The following is a 16,335-nucleotide window of genomic DNA, read 5'->3' as shown; positions in this document are numbered from 1 at the left end:
ACCTTCCCTGTAAGGGCGTTGACGAACCCGGGACGGTTACTCTCCGAATCCGACCGTTTTCAGGGCGAGTTGGACGATGGGCCGGCCGGTGGGCTGCGGTGACCCGCCGTCGGGCTCGACGGTCACCGCCAGTGACGTCGCCGAGGTGTCGAGGCCGGACGCGACCAGGGGCGTGTCGGCTTCGAAGAGCCCCAGGGAACGCGGCTGCTCCCCCGGACCCATGAGCCAGAGCTGACGCACACGTCCGTTCGGAGGGTCGTCGTATCCGCCCAGAGTGACGACCGCACCGCGCGCCGACGCGGAGGCGATCACTTGGATGGTGCGACCCCGCGCGTCCCGGCCGCTGCTCGCGCGGGCATCCGGGGCGGCCAGAACGTGGGCGATCTCACGTGTCCGGTCGCGTTCGGCGTTCAACTGGTCCTGGGTCCGGTCCGCCTGGACGGCGAAGAGCGAGGCGACGACGAGCGCCGCGGCGGCGGTGGCGGTCGCGAACGGCACGAACAACGGTGACCGGCGCCGCTCCCGGTCGCGCGGCGGCGGAGCGGCACCCCAGACGTGGGGTGGCAGCTGCGGCGTCCGCGCGCGTGCGGAATCCTGGGGCGCGGGCTCCTGCGCGGTGGTCCGTACGGCGGCCAGCACCCGGTCCCGCATCGCGGGCGGCGCGGGTGCGGCCGTGGACCAGGCGAGGCGGACGGCGTCCTCGGCGAGTTCGCGCACCTCGGCGGCGCAGCGGGCGCAGGACCGCAGGTGCTTCTCGAACCGGACACGCTCGGCGGGTTCCAGTGCGTCGAGGGCGTAGGGGGCGGCCAGCGAGTGCGGAGCGCCGCGGGCTCCCAGTCGGCCGAACAGGCTCATGCCGCGCCTCCCAGGCAGTGGCGCAGGCGGGTGAGGCCGTCGCGCATACGGGTCTTGACCGTCCCCAGCGGCAGGGACAGCCGCTCGGCCACCTCCCGGTAGGTGTAGCCGTCGTAGTAGGCGAGGGTGACCGACTGGCGCTGGAGCGTGGTGAGACGGTCCAGACAGCGGCGTACCCACTCGCGTTCGAGCCCGGCCTCGACCTCTTCGGCGACCTGGTCGAAGGCGGGGCCGGGTCCGCGCCGGGCCTCACGCTGCTCACGCTCCCCGGCCGCGCGGGCGCTGCGCACCCGGTCGACGGCGCGGCGGTGGGCGAGGGTGAGCACCCAGGACAGCGCGCTGCCCCGGCCGGGGTCGAACCGCGCGGCGGAGCGCCAGAGTTCGAGCAGCACCTCCTGAGCCACCTCCTCGGACTGGGCGGGATCGCGCACCACGCGCCGCACCAGCCCGAACACGGGGCCCGAGACCAGCCCGTACAGGTCCTCGAACGCCTTCTGGTCACCCGCGGCCACAAGCATCAGCAGCTCGTCCGCCTCCAACGCGTGTCCCCCTCTCCAGGCCCTGCCGGGCCGACCGGTCCCACAAGGCATTCGCAGCGAGCGCGCCTCCGGATGGGAAGTACGGATCACCGGGCCGAAAACGCGGGTCGGCAGCGAGAAATGCTACGGCCGGAGCGGCTGCGCGGGAGGGGGCGGGGAAAGACTTTGAAAAGTCACCAATCCGGCCCGCCCCGTGCTCCGAATCCCAGTGCGTCAGGCAAGTTGGCACTGAGGACGGACGGCATGACAACTGACTCCAGGACCGGTGCGGGGCGCAGGAGCCTCGCGACCCTGATCTGTGGCGCGCTGGCGGCAGGGGGGCTCGCAGCGGCCGGTACGGCCGCGCTGGAACCGGAGGCGGCCTCCGCCTCCTCCCACCGGGAGGCCCCCCTCATATCGGGCACCCCGCAGTACGACAACACGGACCTGTACGCGTTCGTCAGCCCCGACAAGCCGGACACGACGACGATCATCGCGAACTGGATCCCCTTCGAGGAGCCGGCCGGCGGACCGAACTTCTTCACCTTCGCCGAGGACGCCCAGTACGACATCCATATCGACAACAACGGTGACGCACAGGGCGAGCTGCTCTTCCGCTACACGTTCAAGACCCACACGAAGAACGACAAGACGTTCCTCTACAACACCGGTCCGGTCACCAGTCTGGACGACGACGATCTCAACATCACGCAGACCTACGACATCGAGCTGCTGAAGCTGAAGGACCAGCACGTGGTGTCCCGCACGAAGATCGCGGACAACGTGCCGGTCGCTCCGTCGAACGTCGGCAAGGCGTCCATGCCGGACTACGACACGCTGCGCAAGCAGGCCGTGCACGAACTGGCGGGCGGGGCGACGACCTTCGCCGGGCAGGCCGACGACCCCTTCTTCCTCGACCTGCGGGTGTTCGACCTGCTGTACGGCGGGAACCTCTCCGAGGTCGGCAACGACACGCTCAAGGGGTACAACGTCAACTCCCTGGCGCTCCAGGTGCCGACCCACATGATCACCGAGTCGGCGGACCAGCCGGTCGTCGGCATCTGGTCGACGACACAGCGCGAGAACGCCGAGGGGCACTTCGTCCAGGTGTCGCGGCTGGGCAGTCCACTGGTGAACGAGGTCGTCAACCCGCTGAAGGACAAGGACACGTTCAACGCGTCCGCGCCGTGGGACGACGCGCAGTTCCTGAAGAACGTCACCGAGCCGGAGCTGCCGAAGCTCATCGAGGCGATCTACAAGATCCCGGCGCCCAAAGAGCCCCGCAACGATCTCGTCGACGTGTTCCTCAAGGGTGTCGAGGGGCTCAACCAGCCGCCGCATGTGACGCCGTCGGAGATGCTGCGCCTCAACACGTCGATCGAGCCGGCCGCGAAGCCGAAGCGGCTGGGCGTCCTGGACGGGGACACCGCCGGCTTCCCCAACGGGCGGCGGCTGAGCGACGACGTGATCGACGCGGCGCTCCAGGTCGTCGAGGGTGAACTGGTGGGCGCGGAGAACGACCTGGGTGACGCGGTCGACGCCAACGACAAGGAGTTCGGGACCGCCTTCCCCTATCTGGCGAACCCGACGGAGGGATCGCGCGGCCCGCTCGCCAAGGGTGTGGACAGCGGCAACGACGTACGCAACCAGCTCGGTGACGCGCTGCGGCCGGCGGGCGCGGACGGCTCGGACGACACGGCCCTGATCGCCGCGTCCGCGGGGGCCGGCGCCGGCGGGCTGCTGCTGATCGGCGTGGCGCTGATGTGGTGGCGCCGGATGCGCGGCCGGGCGTACTGAGACCCCGGCGAGTCCCCGGGCGGCCGGTACGCCGGCCCGCCCCCATCCGCCGGCGCGGCCCGTCCCCCGTCCCCCACGGCACGGGCCGCGCCGCCGAACACCGAGGAGAGGCAGAGGTCATGGCTGCCCGCACGAACGACAGGGCCGGGGAGAACGAGCCGACGGCCGCGGAGCCGGCCTCCGGCCGCACGGACTCCGCACAGGAACCGCGGACCACACGCCACGCGGAGGCGCGGCGGCGGCCCGAGGGCGACCGTCACCCGGAGAACCGGTCCGGGACGGCGGCCTCCGGTCGCGTACCGGCGACGGGTGCCCCGGAGAACGGCCACCCCGCGCGGGCGGACCACACCCACGGCGTGGACGCGGGAGACGGACCGGAGCGCGGTCCGCGGACGGACGCGGAGGGTGGCGGGCGGGATCGGGCGGCGGTCCCCGGTGAGGGCGTCGTCCGGGAGCGGGTCGCGGCTCTGCGGCGGTTCGCCGCCGCCGCGCGGCGGGGGCCCGGGTTGCACGCCGCCTCGTGTGCCGTCCTGCTGGCTGTCGCGATGACCGCCGGGAGCGTCGCGGTCGGAGGGGACCGGGACCGCGGGCGGGACGCGGCTCCCGCGGGCGGGACGGTCGCGGCCGGTGTGTTCGCCGGGGGTGATCTCGGGGCCGGAATCCGGTCCTTGCAGGCCCACCTGCGCGCGCAGCCCAGGGACTTCGGTGGCTGGGCCACCCTGGGGACCGCCTACGTGGAGCAGGCGCGCACCCAGGGGGACCCCTCGCGCTACCCGCAGGCCGAGCGGGCGCTGGAGCGTTCCCTCGCCCTCGCACCGGACAACGAACCCGCCCTCGCCGGACAGGCAGCCCTCGCCGCCGCCCGGCACGACTTCACCGGCGCCCTGCGGCACGCCGACCGCGCGCTGGAGGAGAATCCCTACAGCGAGCGCGCCCTGTGCTCCCGTATCGACGCCCTGGTCGAGCTCGGCCGGTACCAGGAGGCCGCCGAGGCCGCGGCCACCGCCGACCGCAGGCGGCCGGGGGTGCCGGTGTTCACGCGGTACGCCTACGTCCGGGAGCTGCGCGGCGACGTGGACACCGCGCGGGAGGTGCTGCGACGGGCCCTGGACAGCGCGGCCTCGCCGGCCGACGTGGCGTATGTCGCGACCGCGCTGGGACAGCTCGCCTGGAACCAGGGCGAGTACGAGACGGCCCTCACGCACTACGCGCGGGCACTCGCCGCCGACGACGGCCACCTCCCCGCCCTGGAGGGCCGGGCGCGCGCCCAGGCCGCGAGCGGCGACCGCGCGGGGGCCATCGCGACGCTGGAACAGGTCGTCGCCCGCTCCCCACTGCCCGGACCGCTCGTCGCTCTCGGCGAGTTGTACGAGGCGCGCGGCGCCGACGGGGACCGCGCGAAGGCGGGCGACCAGTACGCCCTCGTCGACGCCTGGACCGCGCTGGCCCGCGTCGGCGGTGTCGACGTCGACCTCGATACCGCGCTCGCCGCCGCCGACCACGGGGACGCCGGTGAGGCGCTGCGCGCGGCCCGCTCGGAATGGGACCGGCGGCGCAGTGTGCACACCGCGGACGCCCTCGCCTGGGCGCTGCATGTCAACGGGCGTGACGAGGAAGCGCTCCGGTACGCCCGCCGGGCCACCGCCACCGGCTACCGCAACGCCGTCTTCCTCTACCACCGGGGCATGATCGAGAAGGCCGCCGGACACGACCGCGCCGCCCGCGGCTCCCTCACCGCGGCGCTGGAGCTGAACCCCGGCTTCTCGCCGCTGGGCGCCCGCGCGGCACGGACCGCGCTCAAGGAACTGGAGGCGGCACGTTGATCCCCCGTCGTTCCGTCGCCGCCGGTGCCGCCGTCCTCGGCGCCGCCTGCGCGCTCACGCTGGTCCCGGCCTCCGCGGCGAGCGCGCATCCGCTCGGCAACTTCACCGTGAACCGTTACGACGGGCTGGTGGCCACGCCCGGTGAACTCCGCGTCCACCATGTCGAGGACCTCGCCGAGATCCCGGCCACGCAGGCCGGGCCGGACATCGAGCGGCTGGGCCGCGACGCCTGGGCCCGGGAACGCTGTGCCGGCGCCGCGCGGGACAGCGAGGTGCGGGTCGACGGCCGTACGGCCACGCTGACCGTGCGCGACGCACGCGCGGGTGTGCGGCCCGGTCAGGCGGGCCTCGACACCCTGCGCGTGGAGTGCGCCCTGACCGCTCCCCTCCCGGAGCGGGACACCGTGGACCTCCGCTTCCGGGGAGCCGGCGAGGCGTCCGGGCCGGGCTGGCGGGAGATCACCGCGCGGGGCGACCGTATGACACTCACCGCCTCGGACGTACCCACGGCCTCGCTGTCCCGCGAACTGACCCGGTATCCGGAGAAGCTGCTCTCGTCCCCGGCCGACACCGGGACGGCGACCCTGCGCATCCGCCCCGGCGGCCCGGCCCTGGCCGAGGAGAAGGCCGACGCACCGGCCTCCGCCGTACTGCCGCGCGGCGCCGACCGCTGGACCCGCGCACTCGACGAACTCGTCGCCCGGCGCGACCTCACCGTCGGTTTCGCCGCGCTCGCCCTGCTGATCGCGGTCGTCCTCGGCGCGATGCACGCGCTCGCCCCGGGCCACGGCAAGACCCTGATGGCCGCGACGGCGGCGGCACGCGGAGGCAGGGCCCGGCTCCGGGACGTCCTGCCGATGGCCGCCTCGGTGACCGTCACCCACACCCTCGGTGTGGTCGCCCTGGGCCTGCTGGTCACGGCCGGTTCGGCCGCCGCGCCCTCGGTGATCGCCTGGCTGGGCATCGCGAGCGGCATCCTGGTCACCCTGGCCGGCGCGAGCCTCGTACGGCGTGCCCTGCGCAGCCGGAACCACGGGCAGCAGGACGCCGGGCACGACCACGGACACGGGCACGGGCACGGGCACGGGGAGGACCACGGGCACGGGCACGACCACGGGCACGGGGAGGACCACGACCACGACCACCCGCACGGCCACGAACACCCGCACACGCACGGCCACGTCGAGCACACCCACGGCGGCCGCACCCACACCCACCCCACCGCGCCCACCCTGCGCGGCACGATCCTGCTCGGCTTCGCCGGCGGGCTGGTCCCCAGTCCGTCCGCCGTCGTGGTCCTGGTCGGCGCAGCGGCCCTCGGCCAGGCCTGGTTCGGGCTGCTGCTCGTCGTCGCGTACGGCGTCGGACTGGCCCTCACCCTCACCGCGGCCGGATACGCGGTCGTCAAGGCAGGCAGCGGCATCACCCGGCTGCTGGACCGCCGCCCGCGCTGGACAGCGGCCCCCTGGGCGGCGCTGGTGCGCCGGAGCGCGCCCCTGGGATCGGCGTTCGTCGTCGTGGTCCTGGGAGCCGGATTGGTGTTCAGGGGGGCCGCATCCGCCCTCGGCTGAGCTACTTTCACAAGGAACGGGAGAATTCGCCCGGATGCGAATGGGGGCGCCGTGTCCGAAGAACCGGGCAGTGAGCGGGTGATCGGGGGCCGCTACCGGCTGCTGTCACCGCTCGGCGAGGGCGGGATGGGAACGGTGTGGCGGGCCCACGACGAGCTGCTGCACCGCGAGGTCGCCGTCAAGGAGGTGCGCGCACCGGCCGGGCTGCCGGGGGCGGACATCGAGCGGATGTACGCCCGTCTGGAGCGGGAGGCGTGGGCGGCGGCCCGGATCGCCGACCGCAACGTCGTGACGGTGTACGACGTGGCGACCGAGGACGGGCGTCCGTGGATCGTCATGGAGCTGGTCCGCGGCCTCTCGCTCGCCGAAGTGCTGGAAGCGGAGGGCCCGTTGACGCCGCAGCGGGCCGCGCACGTCGGTGCGGAGGTGCTCGCCGCGCTGCGCGCCGCGCACGGTGCCGGGGTGCTGCACCGGGACGTGAAGCCGGCGAACGTCCTGATCTCGAACGACGGGCGGGTCGTGCTCACCGACTTCGGGATCGCCATGGTCGAGGGCAGCTCCGCGCTGACCATGACCGGGGAGGTCGTCGGTTCGCCCGAGTTCCTCGCGCCGGAGCGTGCGCTGGGCCGTACTCCGGGACCCGAGTCGGATCTGTGGTCGCTCGGAGTGCTGCTGTACGCGGCGGTGGAGGGTGCCTCGCCCTTCCGGCAGGACACCCCGCTGAGCACGCTGCGGGCGATCGTGGACGAGGAACTGCCGCCACCGCGACGGGCCGGTCCGCTCGCCCCGGTGATCGAAGGGCTGCTGCGCAAGGACCCGGCGGAGCGGCTGCCGGCGGAGCGGGCGCAGGAGGACCTGCGGATCGTCGCGTCCGGTGGGGCCCCGCGCGGGGACACGGCGCCATCGGGACCGTACGCCCCCACGGTGGCCGCACTCCCGCTGCCGCCGCCCGGGACGGCGTCTTCGCCCACTCCCCCGCAGCCGGTCACGGGGACGCCGGCCACCGCGGTCACCCGGCCGGGGCGCGACCAGCGCAGTGCCGTCGTCCTGGTCGTGGGCGTGGTCGCCGTGGCCCTGGCGCTGGCCGGGCTGACGTACGCGCTGCTGAACCGCGGGGACGGCGGGCCGGAGGGCAAGAACACCGGTGGTGGGGCAAGTTCACCCGCGCGGACCGGCGGCCAGGACGAGAGGGAGGACGGCGGCGGGGCGACGGGGACGAAGGATCCGGCACCCGGTCCCGCCACGCGTGACGAGGACGACGAGGGGAGCGCTCCGCCGCCGCAGACCGTGTCGGTGACGGTGACCGGCGCGCGCACGGAGTACTCCGGGAGCTGTCCCCCGCCGGGCGAGCGGGCGCCCGCGTTCACGGCGACGTTCACCGTGGGGCGGTTGCCGGCCGAGGTGTCCTACCGCTGGGTGGCCGAGGACGGCTCGGTGGCCGATCTGGGCTGGCGGAAACTGTCGTTCCCCGAGGGGGGCGGGCGGTCCAAGGGGGACACGGTGACCGTGACGACGTACGCGGAGCGGGGAACGTACCGGAGCGAGATCGGCGTGGAGGTCAGGGAGCCGGTGCACACCACCTCCGAGACGGTGCCGTTCTCGGTGACGTGCGGGACGGAGACCCCGACGGGCGGGGCCTCCGGTACTCCCTCCGGTACTCCCTCCGGTACTCCTTCCGGTTCGGACGACGACGGCTACTGAGGGATCAGGCCGCCGCGTCCAGCGCCGGCAGGTAGCCGCCCGACTGGCCGGCCGCCTTCGGGTGGTACGAGTTGCCGATGTTGAGCCAGTCCACGCTGTGCAGCCAGGAGCTGCCCGAGCAGATCTCGTGGCCGGAGAAGGTGGTGCGCACGTCGCCGAAGGTGAAGCCGTGCGCCTGGGCACGCTGGGCGATGGTGTTGTCGAGGAGGTCGGCGGCGTCGTTGATGGCCCTCCGCTTGGTCTCGGAGAGTCCGATGCAGAAGGTGCCGAGCTTGTAGAAGCGGGGGTAACCGAGCACCACGACGTCGGCGTTCGGCGCCCGGTCGCGGATCGCCGAGTAGACGCTGTCGAGCCTGCCGGGCAGGGTCGAGTTCACATACGCCCGCGCGGTGGCGATCCGGTTGAGGCAGGAGCTGTCGGACTGGAGCACACAAGTCGTCATGACGTCGGCGAATCCGGCGTCGTTGCCGCCGATGCTGATCGAGACCAGGCCGGTGGCGGTGGAGAGCGGGCCGAGTTGCCCGGAGAGAACATCACCCGTGCGGGCGCCCGAGCAGGCGGTGAAGTCGAAGGACGAGGGTGAGTTGGCCGCGGCCCAGAGGTAGGGGTAGGCCTTCGTGCTGCGTTTGCAGTCGCCGCTGGAGGAGATGTAGCTGCCGGCTCCGACACCCGAGGAGTAGGAGTCGCCGAGCGCCACATAGCCGCCGTTCGCGGCCTGTTGGGACGCCTGAGCCGCCGTGGCCCCGGTGAGGGCGGTGGTGACGGCGAGAAGGAGTGTGCCGAGGAAGAGGACAAGTCGGGAACGTCTCATGGAACCTCCCTTTAGCAGGGTCTCTGCCGCAACCGTGGTACCAACTACGCGTGTTGACTGGAAGTGTCCATGCCAAAATTGTTACTGTCCCCCCGACCGGAATCCGACTTCAGGAACCAGCCCGGCATCCAGGGCTTCGGGCGCAAAGCCGTTCACGCAGACACATACGCCCGGGCAAGAGACACCCGTAACGGCCAAATCACCAATAACGTGAGATGACATTCCAGGTCTTGCCATACGGGTCCAATCGTCAATACCGTCATTCATCTCACCCGCATCGGTCCGTCGGTACGCGCTCAGGGGAGGGCTCGGGAGCACGACGAACCGGCGCGGGGCGCGGTAGGGGGGTGCCGTGCCCGGTGACCGCGATGGTGACCGGGCCGTGCCGCGCGGGCGGCCGCCGCTCAGGCGGCCGGCCAGATGTGCCGACTCACCCGGCGCGCACGTCGGTTCCAGCCGTCGTGCCGTGGGGTGAACAACCCCCCTTTCGAACCGGACGAACAGCCGGGCCGCCCGAGGGGCGGGCGGTCCACCGGACGAGAGGGACCAGAACCATGAGTTCCGTACTGCAGCCTGCGGCCGCGGATCAGGATCCGCCGGCCGCCAGGACGTACCGGCCCGTCTCCTCGCACCTGGCCATCGCGCCACCGGTGAGCGTGGTGATACCGGCCATGAACGAGGCGGAGAACCTTCCGTACGTCTTCAAGACGCTTCCCGACTGGATCCACGAAGTGGTCCTGGTCGACGGCAACTCCACCGACGACACCGTCCAGGTGGCCCGCACACTGTGGTCCGACGTGCTGGTCGTCGGGCAGCGCGGCAAGGGCAAGGGGGACGCACTGCGCTCCGGGTTCGAGGCCTGCACCGGCGACATCATCGTGATGGTCGACGCGGACGGCTCGGCGGACGGCAACGAGATCCTCAGCTATGTCTCCGCGCTGGTCTCCGGCGCGGACTTCGCCAAGGGATCGCGCTTCGCCAACGGCGGCGGCACCGACGACATGACCTTCATCCGCAAGCTCGGCAACCGGGTGCTGTGCGCCGTGGTCAACCGCAAGTTCGGCGCGCGGTACACCGACCTCTGTTACGGCTACAACGCCTTCTGGCGGCACTGCCTGGACAAGATCGACCTCGACTGCACCGGCTTCGAGATCGAGACCCTGATGAACATCCGGGTCGTCAAGGCCGGTCTGAAGGTGCAGGAGATACCCAGCCACGAATACCTGCGCATCCACGGCACCAGCAATCTGCGGGCCGTACGCGACGGCTTCCGGGTACTGAAGGTCATCCTCCAGGAGCGCTCCAACCGGCGTGCGCTGCGCCGCCGCCCGCGCCACTCCCCGCTGCTGGACACGGGCCGGGAGACGGTGTCTTGAGCGATCCCGGCACCCCGGGCGTCTCGGTCGTGATCTGCGCCTACACCGAGGAGCGCTGGGAGGACGTCCTCGCGGCCGTCGCCTCCGTGCGGGCGCAGTCACGGCCGGCTCTGGAGACCCTGCTGGTCGTCGACCACAACCGGGCTCTCCTGGACCGTCTGGACAAGGAGTACAAGGAGACCGGGGAGGTGCGGGTGCTCGCCAACGCGGGCCCCCGCGGCCTGTCCGCCGGCCGCAACACCGGAATCGCCGCCTCACGCGGTGAGATCGTCGCCTTTCTCGACGACGACGCCGTGGCCGAACGCGACTGGCTCGGGCACCTCGCCGCGGGGTACGCCGATCCGCGCGTGATGGCGGTCGGCGGGCGCACCGAGCCGGTCTGGGCGTCGGGCCGCCGCCCCGACTGGTTCCCCGAGGAGTTCGACTGGGTGGTGGGCTGCAGCTACCGGGGCCTGCCGGGAGGGCGGGTGCGGGTGCGCAACGTCCTCGGTGGTAACGCCTCCTTCCGGCGCGAGGCCTTCGACGCGGCGGGCGGCTTCGCCACCGGTATCGGGCGCGACGGCGACAAGCGCCCGCTGGGCGGGGAGGAGACGGAGCTGTGCATCCGCCTGAGCCGGGCCCGGCCCGACGCGGTCCTGCTGATCGACGACCGCGCGGTGATCCACCACCGGGTGCCCGGGGCCCGCGAGCACTTCCGCTACTTCCGTACCCGGACCTACGCGGAGGGCCTGTCCAAGGCACTGGTGGCCCGCAGCGTCGGCACCCGGAGAGGACTGGAGTCCGAACGCCGGTACACCACACGTGTGCTGCCGGCCGGAGTGGTGCGGGGGCTGCGCGACGCCCTGCTGTTCCGCCCGGGTGGCGCGGGCCGGGCGGGGGCAATCGTCGCCGGGGTGCTCACGGCGGCGGGCGGATACCTGGTGGGCAGTGTGCGGGCCCGCCGGGGCGCAGTCACCTTCTGCGTGGTGGCCGCCGGGAAGGACGACGACCGTGACTGACGCACCCGTGCCGATCCTGATGTACCACGCGGTCATGGCCCGGCCGAACGGGGCGACCCGGGCGCTGTCCGTGTCCCCGGAGGCGTTCGCCGAGCAGATGGCGGTGCTCGCGGACCGGGGCCTCACCCCCGTCACCACCGCCGAACTGGCCGCCCGCTGGCGCTCGGACCGGCCGCTGCCCGCGCGGCCGGTCCTGGTCACCTTCGACGACGGCTACGAGGGCGTGCACCGCCACGCCCTGCCCGTCCTGGCCCGGCACGGCTTCCCGGCCACCCTGTTCGTCTCCACCGGCTGGCTCCGGGGTCCGTACGACACCGGCGGCGGCCTCGACACCATGCTCGACTGGGGTCAGGTGCGTGAGCTGGCCGCCCGGGGCGTGGAGATCGGCGGGCACAGCCACAGCCATCCGCAGCTCGACCTGCTCGACGACGGCCGGTTGCGGGCCGAGCTGATCCTCTGCAAGGAGATCGTCTCGGACCAGCTGGGCTCCGTACCCGCCTCGTTCGCGTATCCCTACGGCTACTCCAGCCGCCGGGTGCGCGAGGCGGTGCGGGAGACGGGGTACGCCCAGGCCCTGGCCGTCGGCAACGGCCTCGCCCGCCGCACCCAGGGGCCGTACGCCCTGCGGCGCGTGACGGTGCGCAGGTCCACATCCGCCGCCGACTTCGCACGCCTGGTGGAAGGCCGGGCCGTCACCCGCGCCTTCGCCCGGGACCGCGTCCTGACCAAGGGGTACGCGATGGTGCGCCGCACCCGGCAGGCAGGGCGGTTGGTCCGCCGTCCACCGGACCGCACACCGGGGGCCGTACGGTGACCCTGCGCGCGCACCCCGGAAACCGGGTGCACACGGCGGCCCGGTGACCGATCATGGCGGCATGTCCGCGCACCCGCACGACGCACTGCCGATCCGGCTCAACGTCGACGACAGCGACTCCCCGTCCGATGTCGTCGACGCCCTGTTCCTCGGCCGCTTCGCGACGGGCGAGCAGCCGTACTCGCACGCCGCCAACATCGACCGCGTGCGCTCCGGCGCGACCCTGCTCCCCGCGAGCGCGCGGGTCCTGCGGCTCGCCAAGGACGACGACCGCAGCGCCACCCTGGCCGAGGGCGACGGCTGGACGCTGCTGGTCTCGCGCTGGAACCGGGGCGCCGACGTCACGGTCACCGCGACCAGCGCCGACCTCGCGGCGAAGATCCTGGACGAGGCCACCGACGGCGCGGCGGACGAGCCCGAACCGCAGCCGGAGAACGTCACCATGGGGTTCTGGTACGTCTCCCCCAGGCGCGGCCCGCACCGCACCACCCGGCAGATCTCGGCGGGCACCTGGGAGGAGATCCGGCCCAACTACACCGCGCCGGTGGCGGACGCGATGGACCGCCTGATGAAGACCACCCCCGAGGACATCTCGGGCCGGCTGCTCCTGCTGCACGGCCCGCCGGGCACCGGCAAGACCTCCGCGCTGCGCACGCTGGCCCGGTCCTGGCGGGACTGGTGCCAGGTGGACTGCGTCCTGGACCCGGAGCGGCTCTTCTCCGACGTCGGCTATCTGATGGACATCGCGATCGGCGAGGAGGACGCGGCCGGCAAGGGCCGCTGGCGGCTGCTGCTCCTGGAGGACTGCGACGAGCTGATCCGCGGCGAGGCCAAGCACACCGCCGGGCAGGCGCTCTCCCGGCTGCTGAACCTGACGGACGGTCTGCTCGGCCAGGGCCGCAACGTCCTGGTCGGGGTCACCACCAACGAGGACCTGGAGCGGCTGCACCCGGCCGTGGTCCGCCCCGGCCGCTGCCTGGCCAGGATCGAGGTGGGGCGGCTGACCCGTACGGAGGCGGTGAACTGGCTGGGCGGTGAGGAGGGCGTCGGCCGCGAGGGCTCGACCCTGGCCGAGCTGTACGCACTGCGCCGGGGCACCTCCCCGACGGCGCTTCCGGAACCACGCGGGAACACGGACGCGGGCCTGTACCTGTAGGTGCTTTGATGGGTGTATGACCCTGTTCGTCGGGACGTCGGGGTGGCAGTACAAGGACTGGCGAGGGGAGCTGTATCCGGCCGGTCTTCCGGTGCGGCTCTGGCTGGAGGAGTACACGGCGCACTTCGCCACGGTCGAGATCAACAACGCCTTCTACCGGCTGCCGTCCCGGGAGACCTTCGTGTCCTGGCGGGAGCGCACCCCGCCGGGCTTCGTCGTCGCGCTGAAGGCGAGCCGCTACCTGACCCACATCAAGCGGCTGCGCGATCCCGAGGAGCCGGTGGACCGCCTGATGAGCCGCGCGACCGGGCTGGGCGACCGGCTCGGCCCGGTCCTGCTCCAGCTCCCGCCCACCCTCCGGGCCGACCCCGCGCTGCTGCACGCCTGTCTGCGCCGCTTCCCGGAGTCGACCCGGGTCGCGGTCGAGCCGCGCCACCCGTCCTGGTGGACACCGGAGGTCCGCGCCGTACTGGAGTCCCGGGGCGCCGCCCTGTGCTGGGCCGACGTGCTGTCCCGCCCCGCGACCCCGCTGTGGCGGACCGCCGACTGGGGCTACGTCCGCTTCCACCAGGGCCGGGCCCACCCCTGGCCCCCCTACGGTCGTCAGTCCCTGCGCACCTGGCTGCACCGCATCGCCACGACCTGGCCTGCGGACGAGGACGTCCACGCGTACTTCAACAACGACCCGCACGCGGCAGCGGTCACCGACGCGAAAACCTTCACCCACCTGGCCCACACAGCCCACCTACCGGTCGCCCCCGTCCCCCGGGGCAACCGGAACCTGCGCATCTAGCCCACCAACGACCCCCCAGGGGCGCGGGGAACTGCGCGCCCAGCCCCCACCACCCGCACTCGCACCCCAGGGGCGCGGGGAACTGCGCACCCAACCCCCACCACCCCGCACCCGCCCTCAAACCCCCACCACGACGGCGCCCACCCACCACCCACACCCCCGCACCCTCACCCCAGGGGCGCGGGGAACTGCGCACCCAACCCCCACCACCCCGCACCCGCCCTCAAACCCCCACCACGACGCCCCTCACCCGTAAGCCGCCCGCAGAGCATCCCGCACGGCGGCGAGCGCCGCCTCCTCCGAGCACCCCAGCCGCCGCGCCCGCGCCGCATACGCCTGCCCGGCGGACGCCAGTTCCCGCTCCGCCCCCGACCCCGCCGCAGCGACGAAGGTCCCGTTGCGCCCCCGCGTCTCGATCACCCCGTCCTCCTCCAGCGCCCGGTACGCCTTGGCCACCGTGTTCGCCGCCAGGCCGAGCGTCCCGGCCAGCCCTCGCACCGTCGGCAGCCGGTACCCCACCGGCAGCACTCCCGCGCGGGCCTGCTCGGAGATCTGCGCCCGCACCTGCTCGTACGGTGGCGTTCCGTCATCGATATGGATCTTCAAGGTCACGGCCCGATTGTCCCGCACCGCCGCACCGCCGGGGGCACCCGCGCGCACCCGAAAATGGGAGGCGTCCCCGGACTCGTCCCCCATAGCGTGCGCCTCCATGACAGTGACCGTCCGCGATCTCCGCTCCGACGCGCCCGCCGACCTCGAGGGTTTCGCCCGTGTCCGGCAGGCCGCGCTGCCGTTCGTCCTCGTCACCCCCGACTCCCTGGCCCACGACCTGGCCCAGCTGCGTCCCGACGCCCGCTACCGGCCCCTGGTGGCCGTGGCCGACGGTGAGGTGATCGGTACGGCGCAGGTGCATCTGGCCCTGGAGAGTGCCGAGCCGGGCCAGGGCAACCTCAATGTGTACGTCCACCCGGCCCACACGGGCCGGGGCGCGGGCACGCTGCTCGTACGCGCCGCCGAGGAGCACCTGGCCGCGCACGGGGCGACCCGGCTGTTCGCGTGGGTGCTGGACGAGCCGGGCAACCGCGCCTTCGCCGAACGGCACGGCTACCGGGCGAGCCGCTCCGCCCACTTCCTCCGCCTGGACCTGGCGAAGGGCGCCCTGCCGCCGCTCCAGGACCCGCCGCCGGGCGTGGAGCTGCGCCCGGCCTCGGACTTCGCCGCCGATCCGCGCCCGCTGTTCGCACTGGACGCGGAGACGACCGCGGACGAGCCGGGCGACGTGGACACCGAGCTCACCGACTACGAGGCCTGGCTGGCGGAGACCTGGCGGCACCCGCTGTTCAGCCCCGAACTGACCACCGTGGCGCTGGTCGACGGCCGTCCCGCCGCCTTCTCCGCGGCCCGCACGGACGGCGGCACCCGGTACGCCACGGGCATGACCGGCACCGCCCGGGCCCATCGCGGCCGGGGCCTGGCCAAGCTCGCCAAGAACGACTCCCTGCATCGGGCGCGCGCGGCCGGGTACACGGAGGCGTTCACGGGCAACGACACCGGGAACGGGCCGATGATCGCGATCAACACGTGGTTCGGCTACGAGATCTGCGGGACGGAGGTGCGGTATGTCCGCGCACTCGGCTGACGGGCCGGCCAGGGTGGAGGTCGTCCTCGTCAAGGCGGGACGGATGAAGATCCGCTATCCGGCCGAACTGCTTGCCGACGACGGCACCCATGTCCGCGTGCGCGCCCCCTGGGCGGGGGCCGGTGTGCGCGACTTCGGCTTCGTCCGCTTCGAGCCGGGGGACGTCTTCACGGAGCACTACTGGCGCGACCGGTGGTATTCCGTGAAGGAGGTCCGCACCGCCGGGGGCGCCTTGAAGGGCCACTACTGCGACATCACCCGCCCGGCGGAGCTCTCCGCCGGGCGGCTGGTCGTCGAGGATCTGGACCTGGACCTGTGGGTCTCCGCGGACGGTACGGACGTACGGCGGCTGGACGAGGACGAGTTCACCGCGAGCGGTCTGCTCACCACGGATCCCGAGGCGGCGGCGGCCGCGGTGGCCGCCCTCGACGAGCTGGACACCCGGGCCCGCGAGGGCGGGTTCGGCGCGCTGCTCGCATGACA

Annotated in this window: 15 protein-coding genes; 11 read left to right on the top strand and 4 right to left on the bottom strand. The window is 73.1% G+C overall.

Features of this window, described 5'->3' with window-relative positions; all coding sequences use genetic code 11:
* Positions 1-36: 36 nt before the first annotated feature.
* Both ACIF9R_RS00350 and ACIF9R_RS00345 read right to left on the bottom strand, forming a co-directional pair.
* Complete coding sequence (locus tag ACIF9R_RS00350) at positions 37-855, bottom strand: anti-sigma factor domain-containing protein (RefSeq protein WP_399972166.1); 819 nt, start codon at positions 853-855, stop codon at positions 37-39.
* The gene (locus ACIF9R_RS00345) at positions 852-1,394 is read right to left on the bottom strand and encodes a sigma-70 family RNA polymerase sigma factor (protein ID WP_399972163.1); all 543 of its coding nucleotides are present in this window, start codon (positions 1,392-1,394) and stop codon (positions 852-854) included. Before ACIF9R_RS00345 ends, ACIF9R_RS00350 begins: the two co-directional genes overlap by 4 nt.
* A 243-nt stretch (positions 1,395-1,637) precedes the next feature.
* Between ACIF9R_RS00345 and ACIF9R_RS00340 the strand changes: the two genes are divergently transcribed.
* The 4 genes from ACIF9R_RS00340 (at position 1,638) to ACIF9R_RS00325 (ending at position 8,265) form a co-directional block, all read left to right on the top strand.
* Positions 1,638-3,170, top strand: a complete 1,533-nt coding sequence (locus tag ACIF9R_RS00340; RefSeq protein WP_399972160.1) for a DUF4331 domain-containing protein — start codon at positions 1,638-1,640, stop codon at positions 3,168-3,170.
* A 119-nt stretch (positions 3,171-3,289) separates the two neighbouring features.
* Positions 3,290-4,993 carry a tetratricopeptide repeat protein gene (locus ACIF9R_RS00335; RefSeq protein ID WP_399972158.1) on the top strand — a complete coding sequence of 568 codons (1,704 nt, stop codon included), beginning with the start codon at positions 3,290-3,292 and terminating at the stop codon, positions 4,991-4,993.
* On the top strand, positions 4,990-6,564 hold the full coding sequence (locus ACIF9R_RS00330) for a sulfite exporter TauE/SafE family protein (RefSeq protein ID WP_399972155.1): 1,575 nt from the start codon (positions 4,990-4,992) through the stop codon (positions 6,562-6,564). Before ACIF9R_RS00335 ends, ACIF9R_RS00330 begins: the two co-directional genes overlap by 4 nt.
* A gap of 78 nt (positions 6,565-6,642) precedes the next feature.
* Complete coding sequence (locus ACIF9R_RS00325) at positions 6,643-8,265, top strand: protein kinase (protein WP_399973003.1); 1,623 nt, start codon at positions 6,643-6,645, stop codon at positions 8,263-8,265.
* Between the two features lie 4 nt (positions 8,266-8,269).
* Here the strand turns inward: ACIF9R_RS00325 and ACIF9R_RS00320 are convergent, their stop codons facing one another.
* Positions 8,270-9,076: an SGNH/GDSL hydrolase family protein gene (locus ACIF9R_RS00320; protein WP_399972152.1), complete on the bottom strand. Its 807-nt coding sequence runs from the start codon at positions 9,074-9,076 to the stop codon at positions 8,270-8,272.
* A gap of 554 nt (positions 9,077-9,630) precedes the next feature.
* On the opposite strand from ACIF9R_RS00320, the gene ACIF9R_RS00315 reads away from it, so the two are divergent.
* The 5 genes from ACIF9R_RS00315 to ACIF9R_RS00295 all read left to right on the top strand — a co-directional run bounded on the left by ACIF9R_RS00315 (position 9,631) and on the right by ACIF9R_RS00295 (position 14,213).
* Positions 9,631-10,452 (top strand): glycosyltransferase family 2 protein, encoded by an 822-nt coding sequence (locus tag ACIF9R_RS00315; protein ID WP_399972149.1) that lies wholly within the window; start codon positions 9,631-9,633, stop codon positions 10,450-10,452.
* On the top strand, positions 10,449-11,450 hold the full coding sequence (locus ACIF9R_RS00310) for a glycosyltransferase (protein ID WP_399972147.1): 1,002 nt from the start codon (positions 10,449-10,451) through the stop codon (positions 11,448-11,450). Before ACIF9R_RS00315 ends, ACIF9R_RS00310 begins: the two co-directional genes overlap by 4 nt.
* Positions 11,443-12,264, top strand: a complete 822-nt coding sequence (locus ACIF9R_RS00305; RefSeq protein ID WP_399972144.1) for a polysaccharide deacetylase family protein — start codon at positions 11,443-11,445, stop codon at positions 12,262-12,264. The genes ACIF9R_RS00310 and ACIF9R_RS00305 overlap by 8 nt, the downstream gene beginning before the upstream one ends.
* A 61-nt stretch (positions 12,265-12,325) precedes the next feature.
* A complete protein-coding gene (locus ACIF9R_RS00300; RefSeq protein WP_399972141.1) occupies positions 12,326-13,420 on the top strand; it encodes a DUF5925 domain-containing protein in 1,095 nt (364 codons plus the stop codon).
* A gap of 16 nt (positions 13,421-13,436) precedes the next feature.
* Complete coding sequence (locus tag ACIF9R_RS00295; protein ID WP_399972138.1) at positions 13,437-14,213, top strand: DUF72 domain-containing protein; 777 nt, start codon at positions 13,437-13,439, stop codon at positions 14,211-14,213.
* Between the two features lie 246 nt (positions 14,214-14,459).
* Here the strand turns inward: ACIF9R_RS00295 and ACIF9R_RS00290 are convergent, their stop codons facing one another.
* Positions 14,460-14,825: a GntR family transcriptional regulator gene (locus tag ACIF9R_RS00290; RefSeq protein WP_399972136.1), complete on the bottom strand. Its 366-nt coding sequence runs from the start codon at positions 14,823-14,825 to the stop codon at positions 14,460-14,462.
* A gap of 97 nt (positions 14,826-14,922) precedes the next feature.
* Between ACIF9R_RS00290 and ACIF9R_RS00285 the strand changes: the two genes are divergently transcribed.
* Together ACIF9R_RS00285 and ACIF9R_RS00280 are read left to right on the top strand one after the other, a co-directional pair.
* Positions 14,923-15,852 carry a GNAT family N-acetyltransferase gene (locus tag ACIF9R_RS00285; protein ID WP_399972134.1) on the top strand — a complete coding sequence of 310 codons (930 nt, stop codon included), beginning with the start codon at positions 14,923-14,925 and terminating at the stop codon, positions 15,850-15,852.
* A complete protein-coding gene (locus ACIF9R_RS00280; protein WP_399972131.1) occupies positions 15,833-16,333 on the top strand; it encodes a DUF402 domain-containing protein in 501 nt (166 codons plus the stop codon). Before ACIF9R_RS00285 ends, ACIF9R_RS00280 begins: the two co-directional genes overlap by 20 nt.
* Positions 16,334-16,335: the final 2 nt, after the last annotated feature.

It is taken from the genome of Streptomyces sp. NPDC086080, assembly GCF_044540255.1.
Classification (GTDB): Bacteria; Actinomycetota; Actinomycetes; order Streptomycetales; family Streptomycetaceae; genus Streptomyces.
This window is presented reverse-complemented; position numbering and strand designations above follow the sequence as displayed.